The organism is Escherichia sp. MAL-1 (assembly GCF_052948035.1).
In genome coordinates this window covers 1,285,034-1,303,253 of record NZ_CM129609.1, presented here as the reverse complement: position 1 = coordinate 1,303,253, position 18,220 = coordinate 1,285,034, and the positions used below count along the sequence as shown (strand labels likewise).

The 18,220-nt window shown below is 52.1% G+C and carries 17 protein-coding genes; 3 read left to right on the top strand and 14 right to left on the bottom strand.

The window, feature by feature from the left end:
- Positions 1-464 precede the first annotated feature (464 nt).
- The gene (gene purL, locus ACU8XX_RS06400; RefSeq protein ID WP_016242303.1) at positions 465-4,352 is read right to left on the bottom strand and encodes a phosphoribosylformylglycinamidine synthase; all 3,888 of its coding nucleotides are present in this window, start codon (positions 4,350-4,352) and stop codon (positions 465-467) included.
- 257 nt (positions 4,353-4,609) lie between these two features.
- Between purL and mltF the strand changes: the two genes are divergently transcribed.
- Entirely contained in the window at positions 4,610-6,166 is a 1,557-nt protein-coding gene (mltF, locus tag ACU8XX_RS06395; RefSeq protein WP_016242304.1) for a membrane-bound lytic murein transglycosylase MltF, read from the top strand.
- Here the strand turns inward: mltF and tadA are convergent.
- Positions 6,163-6,666 (bottom strand): tRNA adenosine(34) deaminase TadA, encoded by a 504-nt coding sequence (gene tadA, locus ACU8XX_RS06390; protein ID WP_001297409.1) that lies wholly within the window; start codon positions 6,664-6,666, stop codon positions 6,163-6,165. The two genes, mltF and tadA, sit on opposite strands and share 4 nt — an antisense overlap.
- A gap of 57 nt (positions 6,667-6,723) precedes the next feature.
- Entirely contained in the window at positions 6,724-7,359 is a 636-nt protein-coding gene (gene yfhb, locus ACU8XX_RS06385) for a phosphatidylglycerophosphatase C (protein WP_000190655.1), read from the bottom strand.
- A 208-nt stretch (positions 7,360-7,567) separates the two neighbouring features.
- Between yfhb and ACU8XX_RS06380 the strand changes: the two genes are divergently transcribed.
- Positions 7,568-8,416, top strand: coding sequence for a MurR/RpiR family transcriptional regulator (locus ACU8XX_RS06380; RefSeq protein WP_001013779.1), 849 nt, complete (start codon positions 7,568-7,570; stop codon positions 8,414-8,416).
- A 55-nt stretch (positions 8,417-8,471) separates the two neighbouring features.
- On the top strand, positions 8,472-8,732 hold the full coding sequence (gene yfhL, locus ACU8XX_RS06375) for a 4Fe-4S dicluster ferredoxin YfhL (protein ID WP_001196283.1): 261 nt from the start codon (positions 8,472-8,474) through the stop codon (positions 8,730-8,732).
- A gap of 193 nt (positions 8,733-8,925) precedes the next feature.
- Here the strand turns inward: yfhL and shoB are convergent, their stop codons facing one another.
- From shoB to rseA, 11 genes are all read right to left on the bottom strand, one after another.
- Positions 8,926-9,006: a type I toxin-antitoxin system toxin ShoB gene (gene shoB / locus ACU8XX_RS06370; RefSeq protein WP_000128776.1), complete on the bottom strand. Its 81-nt coding sequence runs from the start codon at positions 9,004-9,006 to the stop codon at positions 8,926-8,928.
- 420 nt (positions 9,007-9,426) lie between these two features.
- Entirely contained in the window at positions 9,427-9,807 is a 381-nt protein-coding gene (gene acpS / locus ACU8XX_RS06365; protein WP_000986023.1) for a holo-ACP synthase, read from the bottom strand.
- Complete coding sequence (pdxJ, locus tag ACU8XX_RS06360; RefSeq protein ID WP_001297412.1) at positions 9,807-10,538, bottom strand: pyridoxine 5'-phosphate synthase; 732 nt, start codon at positions 10,536-10,538, stop codon at positions 9,807-9,809. Before pdxJ ends, acpS begins: the two co-directional genes overlap by 1 nt.
- A gap of 11 nt (positions 10,539-10,549) precedes the next feature.
- Positions 10,550-11,278 carry a DNA repair protein RecO gene (gene recO, locus ACU8XX_RS06355; protein ID WP_000399404.1) on the bottom strand — a complete coding sequence of 243 codons (729 nt, stop codon included), beginning with the start codon at positions 11,276-11,278 and terminating at the stop codon, positions 10,550-10,552.
- Positions 11,279-11,289: 11 nt separating this feature from the next.
- Positions 11,290-12,195, bottom strand: coding sequence for a GTPase Era (gene era / locus ACU8XX_RS06350; RefSeq protein ID WP_073527273.1), 906 nt, complete (start codon positions 12,193-12,195; stop codon positions 11,290-11,292).
- The gene (rnc, locus tag ACU8XX_RS06345; RefSeq protein WP_001068343.1) at positions 12,192-12,872 is read right to left on the bottom strand and encodes a ribonuclease III; all 681 of its coding nucleotides are present in this window, start codon (positions 12,870-12,872) and stop codon (positions 12,192-12,194) included. Before rnc ends, era begins: the two co-directional genes overlap by 4 nt.
- Positions 12,873-13,143: 271 nt before the next feature.
- Complete coding sequence (gene lepB / locus ACU8XX_RS06340; protein ID WP_000002541.1) at positions 13,144-14,118, bottom strand: signal peptidase I; 975 nt, start codon at positions 14,116-14,118, stop codon at positions 13,144-13,146.
- Positions 14,119-14,133: 15 nt separating this feature from the next.
- Positions 14,134-15,933 carry a translation elongation factor 4 gene (gene lepA / locus ACU8XX_RS06335; RefSeq protein WP_000790168.1) on the bottom strand — a complete coding sequence of 600 codons (1,800 nt, stop codon included), beginning with the start codon at positions 15,931-15,933 and terminating at the stop codon, positions 14,134-14,136.
- Positions 15,934-16,130: 197 nt separating this feature from the next.
- Positions 16,131-16,610, bottom strand: coding sequence for a SoxR-reducing system protein RseC (gene rseC / locus ACU8XX_RS06330; RefSeq protein ID WP_000589068.1), 480 nt, complete (start codon positions 16,608-16,610; stop codon positions 16,131-16,133).
- A complete protein-coding gene (gene rseB, locus ACU8XX_RS06325) occupies positions 16,607-17,563 on the bottom strand; it encodes a sigma-E factor regulatory protein RseB (RefSeq protein ID WP_000812053.1) in 957 nt (318 codons plus the stop codon). The genes rseC and rseB overlap by 4 nt, the downstream gene beginning before the upstream one ends.
- Entirely contained in the window at positions 17,563-18,213 is a 651-nt protein-coding gene (rseA, locus tag ACU8XX_RS06320; protein ID WP_001168459.1) for an anti-sigma-E factor RseA, read from the bottom strand. The genes rseB and rseA overlap by 1 nt, the downstream gene beginning before the upstream one ends.
- Between the last annotated feature and the right edge of the window lie 7 nt (positions 18,214-18,220).

The window sequence follows — 18,220 nt, the reverse complement described above, 5'->3', positions numbered from 1 at the left end:
TAAGGCGGTGCCTAACTCGACGTTTCGCCCGATGGTTGATATAGCTACGCTGATATCAGAAGTTGGACGGCAGGCACCTTGTTGTGCGTCATTCGTATTTTATGTAGCACGTCCCGAAGGGGCTGACATAAGTCGGTGAATGAGCCACTGGTTACTATTATGCAGTAACTGTGCCAATAAAGAAAATAGTTTGGTAACGTACTGATTATACGTTGCTTTGAGGGGTTTATGTCTCCTCCGCTGTTTGAATGTAAATCAGCCACTGTGTCGCTAAAAAGAGACAACTTAAGATAAACTTATTAGATAATATTAAAATCAATGAGTTAAGTGTCGCCAGAAAGCGACACGGCAAACCACCCATTGTCGTGATTTACAGACACAAAAAAGCTCCCGGAGTTGGGAGCTTATGATAGTGGTTGGTGCTTAATGCCGCATCCGGGCTGCAAAACCAATGGGCTGACGACTTACCCCAACTGCTTACGCGCATTGCGGAAAATGCGCATCCATGGGCCATCCTCGCCCCAGTTTTCCGGATGCCAGGAGTTGCTGACAGTACGGAAAACACGTTCCGGGTGCGGCATCATAATGGTGACTCGACCACTTTCAGTCGTGACTGCCGTAATACCGTTCGGTGAACCGTTCGGGTTAGCCGGGTAGGTTTCAGTGACTTTGCCGAAGTTATCGACATAGCGCAGTGCCACCAGCCCTTTGCTTTCCAGTGCCGCCAGATGCGCCGCATCACGCACTTCCACGCGCCCTTCACCATGAGAGACAGCAATCGGCATTTGCGAGCCCACCATCCCCTGCAACAGCAGCGACGGGCTTTGGGTCACTTCAACCAGGCTGAAACGCGCTTCAAAGCGATCGGAGGTATTGCGCACAAAACGTGGCCACAACTCACTACCTGGGATCAGTTCACGCAGATTAGACATCATCTGGCAACCGTTACATACCCCCAGCGCCAGCGTTTGCGGACGGTGGAAGAAGGTTGCAAACTCATTGCGTACACGGTCATTGAACAGGATTGACTTCGCCCAACCTTCACCGGCACCCAGCACATCACCGTAGGAGAAACCACCGCACGCGACCAGGGCGTGGAAATCTTCCAGGCCCGTGCGTCCGGTCAGCAGGTCACTCATATGCACGTCGATAGCATCAAAGCCTGCACGGTGGAAAGCTGCCGCCATTTCAACATGCGAGTTCACGCCCTGCTCACGCAGTACGGCAACTTTCGGACGTGCGCCAGTGGCAATATACGGTGCTGCCACATCTTCGTTGATATCGAACGACAGTTTTACATTCAGGCCCGGATCGGCGTCGTTAGATTTCGCCTGATGCTCCTGATCGGCACACTCCGGGTTGTCACGTAGGCGCTGCATCTGCCAGGTAGTTTCTGCCCACCAGACACGCAACGTGGTGCGGCTTTCGCTGAATACAGTCTGCCCGTTGGCGGTAATCACAAAACGGTCACCGGAAACCGCCTGCCCTACATAATGGACACAATCAGCAAGCCCATGCTGTGCCAGTACGGACTCGACCGCTTCACGGTCAGCGGCACGAACCTGAATCACCGCACCCAGTTCTTCGTTAAACAACGCCGCCAGGCGATCGTCACCCAGAGTGGCGATATCCGCGTCAATGCCACAATGACCAGCAAAGGCCATTTCCGCCAGCGTTACCAGCAGGCCGCCATCAGAGCGGTCGTGATACGCCAGCAGCTTACGCTGTGCAACCAGCGCCTGAATCGCGTCATAGAAGCCTTTCAGTTGCGCGACATCGCGTACATCTGCCGGTTTGTCGCCAAGCTGACGATAAACCTGCGCCAGCGCCGTTGCGCCCAGCGCGTTATTGCCTTTGCCCAAATCAATCAGCAGCAGTGCGTTATCTTCGGTAGAAAGCTGCGGCGTGATGGTGTGACGTACATCTTCCACGCGGGCAAATGCAGAAATCACCAGCGACAGCGGCGACGTCATTTCGCGCTCTTCGTTACCTTCCTGCCAGCGGGTTTTCATCGACATGGAGTCTTTACCCACCGGGATCGTCAGGCCCAGCGCCGGACAAAGCTCTTCGCCCACGGCTTTAACGGCTTCATACAGGCCCGCATCTTCACCAGGGTGGCCTGCCGCCGCCATCCAGTTGGCGGAAAGTTTGATGCGTTTGATATCGCCAATTTGTGTTGCGGCGATGTTGGTTAACGCTTCACCGACCGCCAGACGGGCAGAGGCGGCGAAATCCAGCAGCGCAACCGGCGCACGCTCGCCAATCGCCATCGCTTCACCGTAGTAGCTGTCGAGGCTGGCGGTAGTGACCGCGCAGTTAGCGACCGGCACCTGCCACGGCCCCACCATCTGATCGCGCGCTACCATGCCGGTTACGCTGCGGTCGCCAATGGTCACCAGGAAGGTTTTTTCCGCCACAGTCGGCAGATGCAGCACACGTTTCACCGCGTCTGCAATGGTGATCCCTTCACGGGCCAGCGCGTCGCCTTTCGCTTTCAACGTTTGTACATCGCGGGTCATCTTCGGCGTTTTACCAAGCAGGACGTCCAGCGGCAGATCGATCGGCTGATTATCAAAATGACGATCGTGCAGAGAAAGATGCAGTTCTTCGGTCGCTTCACCAATCACAGCGTAGGGTGCGCGCTCACGCTTACACAGCTCGTCAAACAGCGGTAATTGATCAGCAGCAACCGCCAGCACGTAGCGTTCCTGGGATTCGTTACACCAGATTTCCAGCGGGCTCATGCCCGGTTCGTCGCTCAGGATATCGCGCAGTTCGAATTTACCGCCGCGCCCGCCGTCGCTCACCAGTTCCGGCATGGCGTTAGAAAGACCGCCCGCACCGACGTCGTGGATAAACAGAATTGGGTTAGCATCACCAAGCTGCCAGCAACGGTCGATTACTTCCTGGCAACGACGCTCCATCTCCGGGTTGTCGCGCTGTACGGAAGCAAAGTCGAGGTCGGCATCAGACTGACCTGACGCCATGGAAGACGCCGCTCCGCCGCCAAGACCGATGTTCATTGCCGGGCCGCCGAGAACGACCAGCTTCGCACCGACGTTGATCTCGCCTTTTTGTACGTGATCGGCGCGAATGTTGCCGATCCCGCCCGCCAGCATGATCGGTTTGTGATAACCGCGCAGCTCTTCGCCGTTGTGGCTGTTCACTTTTTCTTCATAAGTACGGAAGTAGCCATTCAGTGCCGGACGACCAAATTCGTTGTTAAACGCCGCGCCGCCCAGCGGGCCTTCGGTCATGATGTCCAGCGCGGTGACAATGCGCTCAGGCTTACCGAAATCTTCTTCCCACGGCTGTTCGAAGCCAGGAATTCGCAAGTTGGAAACGGAGAAACCAACCAAACCCGCTTTCGGCTTCGCGCCGCGCCCGGTGGCACCTTCATCGCGGATTTCACCGCCGGAACCGGTCGCCGCGCCCGGCCACGGAGAAATCGCCGTCGGGTGGTTGTGAGTTTCGACTTTCATCAGAATATGCGCCGGTTCCTGATGGAAATCGTAGCGGCCCGTTTCGTGGTCAGCAAAGTAGCGGCCCACTTCAGAACCTTCCATTACGGCGGCGTTATCTTTATAAGCAGAGAGAACGTGATCCGGCGTGGTTTCGAAGGTGTTTTTGATCATCTTGAACAGCGATTTCGGCTGTTGTTCACCGTCGATAATCCAGTCGGCGTTAAAAATTTTGTGGCGGCAGTGCTCAGAGTTCGCCTGAGCGAACATATACAGCTCGATGTCGTTCGGGTTACGACCAAGCTTTGTGAAAGCATCCTGCAGATAGTCAATTTCATCTTCCGCCAGAGCCAGGCCAAGACGCAGGTTAGCGTCGATCAGCGCCTGACGGCCCTGCCCCAGCAAATCAACGCTTGTGACCGGAGTCGGTTGATGGTGGGCAAACAACTGCTCTGCATCATCTAAATCAAAAAAGACCGTTTCCATCATGCGGTCGTGCAGTTCAGCGGTAACCTGCTGCCATTGTTCATTGGTCAGCGTACCGGCTTCTATATAGTAAGCAACGCCGCGCTCAAGGCGGTTTACCTGTTGTAGCCCGCAGTTATGGGCAATATCGGTCGCTTTCGAAGACCAGGGAGAGATGGTGCCAGGACGCGGGGTCACCAGCAGGAGTTTGCCTTGCGGGGCGTGGCTGGCGAGTGCCGGACCATATTTCAGCAGGCGTTCAAGTTGTGCGTGCTCATCATCGTTTAACGGCGCATTGAGGTCAGCAAAATGGACATACTCGGCGTAAATATTGTGAACCGGGAGCCTGGCAGCCTGAAAACGTGCCAGCAGTTTGTTGATTCGGAATGCCGACAGTGCAGGCGAACCACGCAGAATTTCCATCATAAGTCTCTCGTCTTCTAAGCTTTCGGTGTACCCAAGGGGGGGAAACGGGCGTCATTATAAAGAATCTGATGCGCTGACGAAACCGTTTGCGTGGAAATAAAATCACCATCGTGAATTAGCAACGCGTGCCGCCAATGGCTGTAATAAGTTGCCATCTGGCGCAGGTTTACGCAAAATGCCGCTCATTTATGAGTAAACCTTTCACTATTATTACGTTTTTTCAAGCTGGGACGCGCACGACACAGAGAATTAACTAATTGAAAAAATTAAAGATTAATTATCTGTTCATCGGCATTCTGGCACTGCTGCTCGCGGTCGCTCTCTGGCCATCCATTCCCTGGTTTGGTAAAGCCGACAACCGTATCGCCGCCATTCAAGCGCGGGGAGAGTTGCGTGTGAGCACCATTCATACTCCCCTGACTTATAACGAAATCAACGGGAAACCTTTTGGCCTGGATTACGAACTGGCGAAACAGTTTGCCGATTACCTCGGCGTAAAACTGAAAGTGACCGTGCGGCAGAATATCAGCCAGCTGTTTGACGACCTCGATAATGGTAACGCCGACCTGCTGGCGGCAGGACTGGTCTATAACAGTGAGCGGGTAAAAAATTATCAGCCTGGCCCTACCTATTATTCCGTGTCACAACAACTGGTTTATAAAGTGGGTCAGTATCGCCCACGTACGCTGGGCAACCTGACGGCGGAGCAACTCACCGTTGCACCGGGTCATGTGGTGGTTAACGATCTCCAGACCCTGAAAGAAACAAAATTCCCGGAATTAAGCTGGAAGGTAGACGACAAAAAAGGCTCTGCGGAATTAATAGAAGATGTCATCGAAGGAAAACTCGATTACACCATTGCTGATTCTGTCGCCATCAGCCTGTTTCAGCGCGTTCACCCGGAGCTCGCCGTAGCGCTCGATATCACCGATGAACAACCGGTGACTTGGTTTAGCCCGTTAGATGGCGATAATACCCTTTCCGCCGCCCTGCTCGACTTCTTCAACGAAATGAATGAAGACGGTACGCTGGCACGCATTGAAGAGAAATACCTGGGGCATGGCGATGATTTTGATTACGTCGATACGCGCACATTTTTACGCGCCGTCGATGCGGTACTGCCGCAGTTAAAGCCCCTGTTTGAGAAATACGCCGAAGAAATTGACTGGCGTTTGCTGGCCGCTATTGCTTATCAGGAATCGCACTGGGATGCACAGGCCACTTCACCGACGGGTGTGCGCGGCATGATGATGTTAACCAAAAATACCGCGCAAAGCCTCGGCATTACGGATCGTACCGATGCCGAACAGAGCATTAGCGGTGGCGTGCGTTATTTGCAGGATATGATGAGTAAAGTGCCGGAAAGTGTGCCGGAGAACGAGCGGATCTGGTTTGCCCTCGCTGCGTACAATATGGGCTATGCGCATATGCTGGATGCCCGCGCCCTGACGGCAAAAACCAAAGGGAATCCTGACAGTTGGGCTGACGTAAAACAGCGTCTGCCTTTACTTAGCCAGAAACCCTATTACAGCAAGCTGACTTACGGCTACGCTCGTGGACATGAAGCCTACGCTTATGTCGAAAATATTCGTAAGTATCAGATTAGCCTGGTGGGTTATCTGCAAGAGAAAGAGAAGCAGGCTACAGAAGCGGCGATGCAACTGGCGCAGGATTATCCGGCGGTATCGCCTACGGAGTTGGGCAAAGAGAAATTTCCTTTTCTCTCGTTTCTTTCCCAGTCGTCATCAAACTATTTGACCCATTCTCCCTCTCTGCTGTTTTCCAGGAAAGGGAGTGAAGAGAAACAAAATTAATCCGTCGAGGATTGCGCTTTTTTCTGCGCTTTAATTTCCTGGCGGCGCATGCGAAAGAAGTCACTGAGCAACGCCGCGCACTCATCCGCCAGTATTCCTTCCGTAATTTCCACTCGGTGATTCATACCCGGATGATGCAGCACATCCATTAAAGATCCCGCAGCGCCAGTTTTCGCGTCACGCGCACCAAAGACCACGCGACCAATGCGACTGTGGATCATCGCTCCGGCACACATTACACATGGTTCAAGCGTGACATACAATGTGGCGTCGATCAGACGATAATTTTGCATCACCAGACCACCCTGCCGCAGGGCCATGATTTCTGCATGTGCGGTGGGATCATGGCGACCAATCGGGCGGTTCCAGCCTTCGCCGATTACCCGATTGTTATGCACTAATACCGCGCCGACCGGCACTTCCCGCTCATCCCAGGCACGTTTCGCCAGCGTCAGCGCGTGACGCATCCAGTATTCGTGGCTAAATTCGACTTCAGACAAAAAGAAAACTCCGGTTATAAAAGCGCGGCGCATTATACACGGACGCTATGCTTTACTCTATTCCAGTTGCTGGAGTTCACCGCGCGGGGTTACTCGCCAACGATGCTGACAGAAATAAAGCAGCGGATTGTCCTGATTACTGTCGCTATAGCCACTGTACAGCCGCAGCGGAGTGCCGATTTTGCGCTCCAGTTGTGCGACCTTTTCATGTCCCAGACAACGCATCGTCAATACCCAACCACCATAGCCACGCTGAATTTGGCTGGCGATAAGATTAACCCGCGGCAGCCAGGGCGTATCGAAATAAACCGCTTCAACCAGCGGCTGCGGAGAGCCGGTAATCAACCAGATATCAGCATCGGAACTTAACAGGTAGGTGGTTAATCGCTCCTGAACCAGCGGAAAGGCGGTAACATTGTCGCGAAACCAGCGCACGAAATCGGCCTGCAACGTCTGTAAACGTGCTTCGCTGTGACCAAAAGTGCACCCCCACAGAAGCAGACTCATCGGCCAGCGTGCCGCACGACCTTTTATCAATAACGCAATGGCTATAATCGGTAACAACGGCAGGACAAGTAACGCATTCAGCGGTTGGCGACGTAGTAAATAGCGCAGAAAACTGCCGAACATATCCTGCTGATGCAATGTTCCATCTAAGTCAAAAAACACCACACGACGCTCGTGAGTTGCCAAACCATACTCCTCTGGACTGAAACATCCTGATTAATTTTCGCTACTACATAGCCTAACAGATAGATCATCACTTTTCCGGCAACAATCGACCGCATCATGGCTAACTGGAATTTTTAATTCATGGCAATTAGCGGCAATGGAATATAAAATTCACTCGCGTGTGTCTCATATTGCCTGTTGTCGCCACTATTTCATCGCGAGGAAAGATATGAACGGCTTACTTCGTATCCGTCAGCGTTACCAGGGGCTTGCCCAGAGTGATAAAAAACTGGCGGATTATCTGCTGCTACAACCTGATACGGCGCGCCATTTAAGCTCTCAGCAACTGGCCAACGAAGCCGGAGTCAGTCAGTCCAGCGTCGTGAAGTTCGCGCAAAAACTCGGCTATAAAGGTTTTCCGGCGCTTAAGTTGGCGTTGAGTGAAGCGCTGGCAAGCCAGCCGGAATCACCCTCCGTGCCCATTCATAACCAAATCCGCGGTGATGATCCGTTACGGCTGGTCGGCGAAAAACTGATTAAAGAAAATACTGCCGCTATGTACGCAACGCTAAACGTTAATAGTGAAGAGAAACTGCATGAATGCGTAACAATGTTGCGCTCTGCGCGGCGGATAATTCTGACCGGTATTGGCGCTTCGGGTCTGGTGGCGCAAAACTTTGCCTGGAAGCTGATGAAGATTGGCTTCAATGCTGCCGCAGTGCGCGATATGCATGCGCTACTCGCAACAGTACAGGCGTCGTCCCCTGACGATCTGTTATTAGCCATTTCCTACACCGGTGTACGACGCGAGTTAAACCTGGCGGCAGATGAGATGCTGCGAGTGGGCGGAAAAGTGCTGGCGATTACCGGCTTTACTCCGAATGCCCTGCAACAGCGTGCTTCTCATTGCCTGTATACCATTGCCGAAGAACAAGCGACAAACAGTGCTTCAATCTCTGCTTGTCACGCTCAGGGAATGTTAACGGATTTGCTGTTCATTGCGCTGATTCAGCAGGATCTGGAACTGGCACCAGAACGTATTCGTCATAGTGAAGCGCTGGTGAAAAAACTGGTCTGAGTAAAGAATGCGCGTATAATGCCCGCCCGGTTTGTGTTGTTTTGAGAGTTTCCTTATGGCGTTGTTAATCACTAAAAAATGCATCAATTGTGATATGTGTGAACCCGAATGCCCGAATGAGGCGATTTCAATGGGAGATCATATCTACGAGATTAACAGCGATAAGTGTACCGAATGCGTAGGGCACTACGAGACACCAACCTGCCAGAAGGTGTGCCCGATCCCCAATACTATTGTGAAAGATCCGGCGCATGTCGAGACAGAAGAACAGTTGTGGGATAAATTTGTGCTGATGCACCACGCGGATAAAATTTAATATTCTACTCTGGAAGTAGAGTATTAATTATATTACTGGGAAGCCTTAACGCCATTATATTTATTTAATTGATGACATTAGCATAATCATTCACTAAGTTAATTTATATAGTATCTGCCCAGACACTTATTTATAGTTATTAAAGGTGCGTCCGACTGGTTCACCGGACGCACCTTAAGTACGTTTCCTTGTGTTATAAGAACAGAAGGATCAGCTGTAAAACAGCAATGATGATTTTGATGACCCGTTTAATCAGGTATCGGCAATCAGTCATTCGTTTTTCCTTAAACAAGGAATGCAGCCATTCAGATTAGCCCTTACATCTCCCCAAAACTGAACGTGCGAGTTATTGAGGGTGCATGCTGCACTCCACACCAGAGCTTTGACGACACCACTCGTTTCAATGGGGGAATTCTGTGGCATGGTGTAAAGCACAGCAAAATCTTCAATAACGAAGCCAATTTTAATGTACTTACGAATTGGCGGTCACGTTAATCTTTCCATCAATATTGCTTTCTTCGTAAAGGCTCGAGTTTTTATGCTAAAGATTGCAAGTTGCTTGTAAAAGATAAGTACACTGATCCATAATCGCTGTTGTTGAGGGTGCATGCTGCACAAAATTAAAGTTAAAAAGTAAAACCCCCGTTCCTTACCAGTTCGGGGGTTTTACTTTTTAAAGAGAACGGTATTATTTTTAACTTTCAATAATTACCGTGGCACAAGCATAGTGCCGCTCATCTGCCAGCGTTACATGCATATTTGCAACGCCCAGCTTTTCCGCCAGTTTTAATGCCTCGCCCCATAGCCGTAGCCGTGGTTTGCCGAGCTCATCATTGAATACTTCAAATTGATTAAACGCCAGACCATTGCGGATCCCGGTGCCAAACGCTTTTGCTGCGGCTTCTTTCACAGCAAAACGCTTCGCCAGAAAACGCACCGGCTGGTGGTGCGTTTTCCAGATAGCCCATTCGTTATCGCTTAATACGCGGCGTGCCAGGCGATCACCGGATCGGGCGATCACCGCTTCGATGCGAGCGATCTCCACAATATCCGTGCCTAAACCTAATATTGCCATTAGCCACGCGCTTCCAGCATCAGACGCTTCATTTCTGCCACCGCATCTTTCAGTCCGGTCATCACTGCACGACCAATAATGGCATGACCGATATTCAGTTCATGCATCTCAGGGATGGCGGCAATGGCTTTCACGTTGTGATAGGTCAGACCGTGTCCGGCGTTAACTTTCAGACCGAGGCTTGCGGCAAAGGTCGCGGCTTTGGCGATACGCGCCAGCTCTTGCGCCTGTTCGGCGTCAGTTTTGGCATCAGCATAGCAACCGGTGTGGATCTCGATAAACGGTGCGCCAACCTCTGCCGCAGCTTTGATCTGCTCTTCATCGGCGTCAATAAACAGAGAAACCTGAATCCCGGCATCTGCCAGACGTTTGCAGGCATCGCGCATTTTGTCACGCTGCCCTGCGACATCCAGGCCGCCTTCGGTTGTTACTTCCTGACGCTTTTCCGGTACCAGGCAGCAAAAATGTGGCTTCGTCTCAACGGCGATCGCCAGCATCTCTTCGGTCACCGCCATCTCCAGATTCATGCGGGTATCCAGCGTCTGACGCAGGATGCGCACGTCGCGGTCAGTAATGTGACGGCGATCTTCACGTAAATGCACGGTAATGCCGTCCGCTCCCGCCTGCTCGGCAATAAACGCGGCCTGCACCGGATCCGGGTAAGCGGTACCGCGCGCGTTGCGCAGCGTAGCGATATGGTCAATGTTGACGCCTAACAGTAATTCAGCCATGACAATCCTCATCATTCATAATGTGTTTTCACCGTTCGCTTAGGCATAAATTGCCGGAACAGTTCCCTGCTCTTTAAAGGTTTACCGCCAAGATACGGCTTAAGCGCCATGCGGGTAAAGCGTTTCGCGGCGCGCAGTGTGTCTGCGTCAGGAAATTCCCGTGCGTTTAACGCTTTTAACTGCCTTCCGGTGAACGTTTTATTGTCGATAACGACGCTTGCGATAAACCCTTTTTCTTCGCGATAACGATACGTCATGGTGTCATCTACCGGCTCGCCGCTACCCGCACAATGGGTAAAATTGACGCCATAACCCAGATGCCCGAGCAGTGCCAGTTCAAAGCGGCGCAGCGCGGGTTCTGGCGTACCAGTGACCCCTGCAAGAGACTGAATGCAGTGCAAGTAATCGAAAAAAAGTTCAGAGAAGCGCGTCTCGTATTCCAGTACGCGGGAGAGAAGTTCGTTGATGTACAGACCGCTGTAAAGCGTGATACCGCTTAATGGCAGCGCCAGCGAGACGGCTTCAGCACTGCGCAGCGTTTTGACTTCGCCACGCCCGCCAAAACGTAGCAAGAGAGGGGTGAAAGGCTGTAATGCACCTTTCAGGGTAGAGCGTTTAGAGCGTGCGCCTTTGGCAACCAGACGCACGCGCCCCGATTCCTCCGTGAAGACGTCCAGCATCAGGCTGGTTTCGCTCCACGGGCGACTATGCAGGACAAATGCGCGCTGCCAGCCTTCCATCGGAGTTACTCTTAAAGATCGTCAACGTAACCGAGACTGCGCAGTGCGCGTTCGTCGTCGGCCCAACCGGATTTCACTTTTACCCACAGTTCAAGGTGAACAGGCGCTTCGAACATTTCCTGCATGTCTTTACGCGCTTCAATCCCGATGGTTTTGATCTTGGCCCCTTTGTTGCCAATGACCATCTTCTTCTGCCCTTCACGCTCAACGAGAATCAAACCGTTGATGTCATAACCACCGCGTTCGTTAGAGACGAAACGTTCGATCTCCACGGTCACGGAGTACGGCAGTTCAGCGCCGAGGAAACGCATCAGTTTTTCGCGGATGATTTCAGACGCCATAAAACGCTGTGAGCGATCGGTGATGTAATCTTCCGGGAAGTGATGAGTCGCTTCAGGTAGATGCTTACGCACGATTGCCGCAATAGTGTCAACATTCAGCCCGGTTTCGGCAGAGATTGGCACGATATCGAGGAAGTTCATCTGGCTTGCCAGGAACTGCAGGTGCGGCAGCAGATCGGCTTTCTCCTGCACGTTGTCCACTTTGTTCACCGCGAGGATTACCGGCGCTTTGCTTTCGCGCAGTTTGTTGAGCACCATTTCGTCGTCCGGCGTCCAGCGGGTGCCTTCAACGACAAAAATCACCAGCTCAACATCGCCAATAGAGCTGCTCGCCGCTTTGTTCATCAGGCGGTTAATGGCGCGTTTTTCTTCCATATGCAGGCCCGGTGTATCGACGTAGATCGCCTGATACGCGCCTTCAGTATGGATCCCCACAATGCGGTGACGAGTTGTCTGCGCCTTGCGGGAAGTGATGGAGATTTTCTGCCCCAGCAGTTTGTTCAACAATGTGGATTTGCCAACGTTCGGACGTCCGACGATGGCAATAAATCCGCAGTAACTTTTATCGATGCTCATTCCAGCTCCAGTTTTTTCAACGCCTGTTCGGCGGCAGCCTGCTCAGCCTTACGACGGCTTGAACCTGTGCCAACCACCGGTTCACTCAGGCCGCTGACCTGGCAGTGGATAGTAAATTCCTGATCGTGCGCTTCGCCACGTACCTGGACTACCAGATAAGTCGGCAGCGGCAGATGGCGACCCTGCAAATATTCTTGCAAGCGCGTTTTCGGATCTTTTTGTTTATCGCCTGGGCTAATTTCGTCCAAACGAGTTTGATACCAGTTGAGGATTAATTTCTCGACGGTTTGAATATCACTGTCGAGGAATACGCCACCAATTAATGCTTCGACGGTGTCGGCGAGAATTGACTCACGACGAAATCCACCGCTTTTAAGTTCACCTGGCCCTAAACGTAAGCACTCGCCTAACTCAAATTCGCGCGCCAGTTCCGCCAGCGTATTGCCACGGACCAGCGTGGCGCGCATCCGGCTCATATCGCCTTCATCCACACGAGGGAAACGGTGATAAAGCGCATTGGCGATAACGTAGCTCAGAATAGAGTCGCCTAAAAATTCTAAACGCTCGTTATGTTTACTGCTGGCACTACGATGAGTTAATGCCTGCTGCAACAGTTCCTGATGATTAAAAGTGTAGCCCAGCTTCCGTTGAAGCCGATTAATTACGATGGGGTTCATGCGATACCAATAAATAAATGCGTCAACAATTCAGCACACGAAACAGACCTGATATACATGGTTCTGCTAACTGCTTCGCTGCAGTTTCAGTTTACCGGTATATGGGGACCAACGCTGTTTCGTGTGCCGTGGCAACCTGGAGGTGCCAACCTTAAACTTCGGGGGAATATTCTATACACAACGACGGGGGATGTCGTTAGCCACGGGAGATTTATCTCATAAATAATTCACGTTGTCGCCATAACGGCGACAACGTGAACGAAGATGGCTATTAATGGATGCCGCCAATGCGACTTAAGCGCAGACCAGTCGGCCATTCGCCTTCTTGCTTATCGAAGCTCATCCAGATAGCCGTTGCCCGACCGACCAGATTCGCTTCCGGCACAAAGCCCCAGTAACGGCTGTCCGCGCTGTTGTCGCGGTTGTCGCCCATCATGAAGTATTGTCCCGGAGGAACAATCCAGGTTGCCAGTTGTTGCCCTGGCTGCTGGTAATACATCCCCACCTGATCCTGCGCAATCGGCACTGTCAGAATGCGGTGCGTCACATCACCCAGTGTCTCTTTACGCTCGGAAAGACGAATTCCATTTTCTTTGGTTTCGTTTTTCGGCACTTCAAAGAATCCGCTGGTCGCTTCCCCACCATTACGGCGTGAGAAGGTCTGAACGAAATCGCTCGGTTCCACGTTTGAGTAGGTGACCGGCAGCGCGTTTTCACACGCCTGGCCGGAACTGCATCCCGGTTGAATCGTCAGCTCTTTTGAGACCGGATCGTAAGTGACTTTATCGCCCGGTAAACCCACCGCGCGCTTGATGTAATCAAGCTTTGGATCTTCCGGATATTTAAAGACCACGATATCGCCGCGTTTCGGATGACCGGTTTCGATCAGCGTTTTCTGGTAGATAGGATCTTTAATGCCATAAGCAAACTTCTCTACCAGAATAAAATCACCAATTAACAGAGTCGGCATCATCGAACCTGACGGGATCTGGAACGGTTCATAAATAAACGAACGCACAATCAATACGATAGCCAGTACCGGAAAAACAGAAGCACCGGTTTCCAGCCAGCCAGGCTTCGGCGCAACCTTTTTCAACGTTGCTTTATCCAGTGAGTCCCCGGCAGCCGCCTGCGCCGCTGCCTGACGTTCCCGCCGTTTAGGTGCGAAAAAGAATTTATCCACGCACCATAAAATGCCCGTCACCAGTGTGGCAATCACCAGAATCAGGGCAAACATATTCGCCATGCCAACTCCTAAGGGTTATTTGTTGTCTTTGCCGACGTGCAGAATGGCGAGGAACGCTTCCTGCGGCAGCTCGACGTTACCGATCTGCTTCATGCGTTTCTTACCTTCTTTCTGCTTCTGCAGCAGCTTTTTCTTACGGCTGATATCGCCGCCATAACATTTAGCCAGTACGTTTTTACGCAGCTGTTTCACGGTGGATCGCGCAATGATGTGCGTACCAATCGCTGCCTGAATGGCGATATCAAACTGCTGGCGTGGGATCAGATCTTTCATCTTCTCCACCAACTCGCGACCGCGGTTTTGCGAATTATCACGGTGGGTGATCAACGCCAGCGCATCAACACGTTCACCGTTGATTAATACGTCTACACGTACCATGTCGGACGCCTGGAAGCGCTTGAAGTTGTAATCCAGAGACGCATAACCACGCGAGGTAGATTTCAGGCGATCGAAGAAGTCGAGCACCACTTCCGCCATCGGGATCTCGTACGTCAGCGCCACCTGATTACCGTGGTAAACCATATTGGTCTGCACGCCGCGTTTTTCTACGCACAACGTAATAACGTTGCCGAGATATGCCTGCGGCAGCAGCATGTGACACTCTGCAATCGGCTCGCGCAGTTCGTAGATGTTATTTACCGCAGGCAGCTTGGATGGGCTGTCGACGTAGATAACTTCTCTTGACGTGGTTTCAACTTCATACACTACGGTCGGCGCAGTGGTGATCAGATCCAGATCGTATTCACGTTCCAGACGTTCCTGGATGATCTCCATGTGCAGCAGGCCGAGGAAGCCGCAGCGGAAACCAAAGCCCAGCGCGCTGGAGCTTTCCGGCTCATAGAACAGTGAGGCATCGTTCAGGCTGAGTTTACCCAGCGCGTCACGGAAGGCTTCATAGTCGTCGGAACTTACCGGGAACAGACCGGCGTATACCTGCGGTTTGACTTTCTTAAAGCCAGGCAGCGCCTTTTCTGCCGGATTACGCGCCAGCGTTAAGGTATCGCCGACTGGAGCGCCGTGGATATCTTTAATCGCACATACGAGCCAGCCTACTTCGCCACATTTCAGTTCAGTGCGGTCAACCTGTTTCGGCGTGAAGATGCCCAGACGGTCGGCGTTATAGGTCTGCCCGGTACTCATGACTTTCACTTTGTCGCCCTTACGCAGGGTGCCGTTTTTAATACGGATAAGTGAAACAACGCCCAGGTAGTTGTCGAACCATGAGTCGATAATTAGTGCCTGCAACGGGCCTTCCGGATCGCCTTCCGGCGGCGGAATGTCGCGCACCAGACGTTCGAGAACGTCCTGCACACCAACGCCGGTTTTCGCTGAACAGCGCACCGCGTCGGTGGCGTCGATGCCGACGATATCTTCAATTTCTTCCGCCACGCGTTCAGGATCGGCTGCCGGCAGGTCAATCTTGTTCAGTACCGGCACAACTTCGAGATCCATTTCCATGGCGGTGTAGCAGTTTGCCAGGGTTTGCGCTTCTACGCCCTGCCCGGCGTCGACCACCAGCAATGCACCTTCACAGGCAGCCAGCGAACGGGAAACTTCATAGGAGAAGTCTACGTGGCCCGGGGTGTCGATAAAGTTAAGCTGATAGGTTTCGCCGTCAGACGCTTTGTAGTCCAGCGTCACGCTTTGCGCTTTGATGGTAATGCCACGCTCACGCTCAAGATCCATGGAATCGAGAACCTGCGCCTCCATTTCACGGTCAGACAGGCCACCGCAGATCTGGATAATACGGTCAGACAGCGTCGATTTACCGTGGTCAATGTGAGCTATGATCGAAAAGTTACGTATATTCTTCATAAAGTATGATTATTGTGCCTTAATGCCCGGTTAACCAGGCTTTTAGAAGTCGCTGTTCTGAGCTTAACGTCTGTATTAATAGAAACGCCGCATTCTACACTACAACATTGAGGCGAGGAAATGTTCATACCGTATGGATTGTGGTATCTGGAAACGTCCTCGCATTTGTTATGCAAAATGCAACAAAGCCAGTGAAATCACTGGCTCGCGTCTTCCGAAGATGTTTCAAATCGCACAAGGCCAGGCGGCAATGCCACGCTTAAGATGATCGGTTGCCATTCTGCCCGGGCAGCAAACTTACGCGAGTAGCCGCGCGCAATCAGGAACCCGCCAATACCACCGAGGATCGCACCACATAATGCTGCGACGTCAGAAGCAAAGAGTAGCTGAAATAGCGAAGCGATAAGGAATAATCCCACCAGCGGCGACATATAAACCAGTAATGCGGAGCTAAGCAGGCTGCCTTCGGCGATCCCCAATTCCACTTTTTGCCCCGGCACTAACGGCTCATCACAGGGTACGACAATGGTATGCGTGGTTTGCGGGCCAAGTTTATTTAACACGCGGCTACCGCAACCGGCGCGTGAAGCGCAGCTGCTGCATGAAGCTTTAACATCACAACTGACCAGCGCCTGCCCGTTTTGCCAGGAGACGACGGTAGCCCACTCTTTGATCATTGCGCTGCCCCGAACTTAATATTCTCGGCAATGCGTTTCGCCGTTTGCGGCGGCAGTTCACCGACAATGGTGATTTCGGCGTTATCACGTACGCTTGTACTGACGGTTCTGCGTCCGGTGCGCAACATCTGATCGGTGCTCGATGGCGTAGCGCGGTTAACGTTTACCGAGAAGCTGAATAATCCGTCGGAATAGAGACGTGATTCGATAGGCATGTTGTCCATCGTCGGTAGCGGACGTCGACTACTGGAAACTTCGCTAAAACCCTGTGGCAACCAGGTTGGCGTCCAGCTGAATTTAGCTTTTTCACCTACAGGAACAGAAAGCAACGGCGGCAAATTTGCCTTCGCCAGCGTCTGCATACTGCTGCTGATATCCTGATTGACGTTAAAAGCAATCACGCGAAATTGTTCCAGCGTTTCACCATCGCGATCAAGGAGATCAACCCGCATCGGTAATTTCGATTCGGTGTCCATCCACACGATGTAGCTGTAGCGTGTACCATCTCGGGCAACCACGCGAATGACTTCGCAAAGACGATCAGCAATACGCGTGCGCCCGACGGAGATAAAGTCGTAGTAAGGAGAAAGGCGTTTGAAATCGGTATAGATAAGCGATGGCAGAGAATCAACAATGTAATCGCCATTAAGCGTGAACGGTTCAAGTCCCGGTTCAAAATAGCTGATTTCATTGCCGCGCTGTACCACTTCCCGGCGCGGGCCATCCATTTGCAACAATTGTGCAAGAGGACGGTTATCGAGGCGTGCATGTCGATAACGCAGAGACTCAACACCCTGTTTATTGATGCTGATGAATGACAGCTCGTAATTCAGTGACTGACTGGCCAGGTTCATCTGCTGTAATAACGCCCCGGACGCGGGAGTGGCCGAGGCGTTAGCAGAGAATAACAGGCTACCTGTCACTAATGACATGGCAAACCAAAGTTGCTTCATTACTGCGATTGCGTTCCTAAAGTTTGAATTCCTGGCACCTGTACAGCGGCTTGCTGGGTTTGCGCCTGCTCAAACTGAAGCTGTTCAGAGTGGAGTCGGCGTTGCAGTTCGTAATCCTGCAACATTGCATTAATGCGACGACGCTGCTCCTGTACCTGCTGCTGTTGACCATTGTTTGCGGTCGCTTCAGAAGGTACTCCCAGGCTTACCGGGCTGGCTTTACCCATCATCGGCAGTGTATTAAATACCGGCGTTTCGGGCTGCTGGGACGTTTCAGATTGTCCATTATAGTGCTGGACGCCAACGATAACTGCAAGCGATACGCATGCGGCTACGCCCATTTGGGTAAGCTGTGCCGCCCACGGACGTACTTTCTGCCAGAATGGCATTTTCTGCCATTGATGCGGCGCAGGCTGGGCTTCCGGGATCAATGTCGCCGGTTGACGTACTGGCTCTTCTTCAATGGCGGCCATCACGCGTGAAGAGATATCGAAATGGAGCACCTCGGGAGTATCACCCCGCATTGAGTCACGGATTAAGTGATAGCTTTCCCAGGTTTTCTGCATTTCTGGGTTATGAGCCAGTTCGTTAAGCAGCTCACTATCCAGCGTTTCGCCATCCATTAAAGCGGAAAGTTGTTCTTTCTGCATGCCTAAT